Below are 2,336 nucleotides of genomic sequence, written 5' to 3'. Positions count from 1 at the left end.
ATGATCAGGACAGATATCCAGTTAATCTTAACAAACAAAATCCGGCTGCAACACTAAATTCTACTTATCGCAGCACTAAGCTCTGATTGTCTGCTAAAAGCGGAAGTTAGATTTTCATTTTAGGTTATAAAACTACTCTATTAATTTTAATGTACAAAGATATACAATATATCCATTTTCTTCAAAAATATCTATATATAGTATATAGAGGTGATTGCCATGTTTCTTAAAAAGAGTGTTAGTAACGGAAGAGCATTCCTGTCTTTTGTACAGGGTTAACAAATTAATGGTGAGGTTAAACATAAAACCGTAGAAAAGATCGGTTACCTTGATGATTTGAAAAAAATATACGATGATCCAATTGCCCACTTTAAGTCTATTGCAAAAGAACGCAACCTTTCTGTTCTTCCTCCCGAGCGAAAAATTAAAGTTGCCATTAACCTGCGCCTTGCAGATAATGCATCTTTCAGAAATAACTTGGGATATGCTATTCCTAAGCGTATTTATTCTCTGCTTGGCATCAATACTTTTCTTCAGAATAAGCAGAAACGTCTAAACATCGAATACAGATGTCACAAATTATTACTTTGAGATCCCTTACAATGATGAGGACGAATATGATGATAACGGTATTCTGGAAACAAAGGATTACGAAAAAAAGACCATCAAAGGAACACCGCCCTGATCCGATTGTCCAGATGGGTCTTTTGATAGACTCAAACGGCATTCCCATGGCTTTCAATACCTTTTCCGGAGGAGAAAGCGAAAAGACCTCTCTTCTTCCGATCATCCGCAGGGTAAAAAAGGATATCTCGATGGATACATTCATACTAAGGAAATAGATAAGGCTGGAGAGGAAGTTATTTTCACCCACAAATCCAGAGTATATGCAAAAACCATACAACTAGAAAACACGCAGGGAAAACGCACCTTGAAAATGACCATTTATCAGAAACAAATGGCCTAATATTCAAAAAAATATGCAGAAAAAACAGAAAAAAGAAAGGGCACTTGTCCTTGCAAAGGCAAAAGATTTAATTGCCAATCCTGGTAAATATACAAGGGCTACCAGTATCGGTGCTGCTGGATATATCAAAAACATAAAGTTCGTCAAGGAAACTGGTGAAATACCGGAATTTCTACCTGTTTGATTACAGGGATGAAATCCTGCAGTCGTTGGAAGGAGTCCTCGGCATTGACTTAGGGAATAAAATTATGATTACATCAGAAATGAGAAAATTTTGCAATACCACAAAATAAAGTCTGAATATACAACACTAATATGCCAAAAAAAGCTCTGCAGTCCGCATAAATGCTGTACTGACAGAGCTTTTTTATATATTTTTACTGCAAAACTCAGGTTAAAACTATTCTATTAATTTTAATGTACAGGGAGTAAAATAAACCTGTGGAGGATGAAAAAATGAGCAAAAATGGGAAACGTTATGACGAACAATTTAAGAAAGATATCGTACGGCTGATACAAATAGTTTATGAATCATCAAGAAAGCGAGCAGCTCCGGCTTTCCGGTTGAGAAGATGTGCGAAACATTAGATGTGTCCCGGAGTGGTTTCTATGATTGGGATAGCCGAGGACCAAGCAAGCGTCAAATCTTCTTAATCAGAACTTTAAAGCAGATGCACCCAATACCGTCTGGGTGACGGACATAACCCAATTTGCAATTGGAAATGGAAAACTATATCTGGCAGCCATTAAGGATTTATTTCATAAAGAAATCGTCGGTTGGGCAATAGCAGACCATATGAGAACAGAACTATGCTTGGAAGCACTAAGGAATGGTTTAAAGCGGCACAGGCCGGACGAAGGATTAATCCATCACTCTGACCAAGGAAGCCAATATTGTAGTGCAGCCTATATCAAAGAACTGGAGCAAAATGGAATTAAACCTTTTTCAGTACCATCAAATCAGAAAGGCTACATCACAGGAAGTACAAGAACTTGAAAGAAGCAAGAAATGATATATTCTAGTATATAGAAGGCTTCTGCAATCGAAAGCGAAGACACCAAGCATTAGGCAACATAACACCAGTTGAATTCTTAAAGAGATACTATGAATATCAACGAAGAGCCGCTTAGCGAAGTCGTTTGGCCGTTGTCAAGGGCGAGCAACGCTCGTTCATCGGAGGCGAAGCCGAAGACCCTTGACTGCCAGGATAATCTTAAAAGATAGGATAGATTAACTTGCCAAAGAGACCGTTTCAGATTTTGTGTAAACCTCCAGAGTAATGTAAGATAAGAGCATCACATGGAGGTTTTTTATTAATGGTAAAGAGGAGAATCAGTCCCGAGAGAAGAGAACAACGGAAAAAGTTAC

1 protein-coding gene and 1 pseudogene are annotated in these 2,336 nt (G+C 37.8%); both read left to right on the top strand.

Translation table 11 applies throughout. The annotated features are described in order from the left end of the window. Positions 1 to 617 precede the first annotated feature (617 nt). Positions 618 to 842 carry a hypothetical protein gene (locus OKX56_RS14870; RefSeq protein WP_158208491.1) on the top strand — a complete coding sequence of 75 codons (225 nt, stop codon included), beginning with the start codon at positions 618 to 620 and terminating at the stop codon, positions 840 to 842. Between the two features lie 655 nt (positions 843 to 1,497). Beyond that, positions 1,498 to 2,098: pseudogene (locus OKX56_RS14865) on the top strand (IS3 family transposase); the annotation flags it as partial. Positions 2,099 to 2,336: the final 238 nt, after the last annotated feature.

The sequence above is a fragment of the Dehalobacter sp. genome, assembly GCF_030063005.1.
In the GTDB taxonomy this organism is placed as follows: Bacteria; Bacillota; Desulfitobacteriia; order Desulfitobacteriales; family Syntrophobotulaceae; genus Dehalobacter; species Dehalobacter restrictus.
The sequence above is the reverse complement of the archived record's forward strand: the minus strand, read 5'-3'. Positions and strand labels throughout refer to the sequence as shown.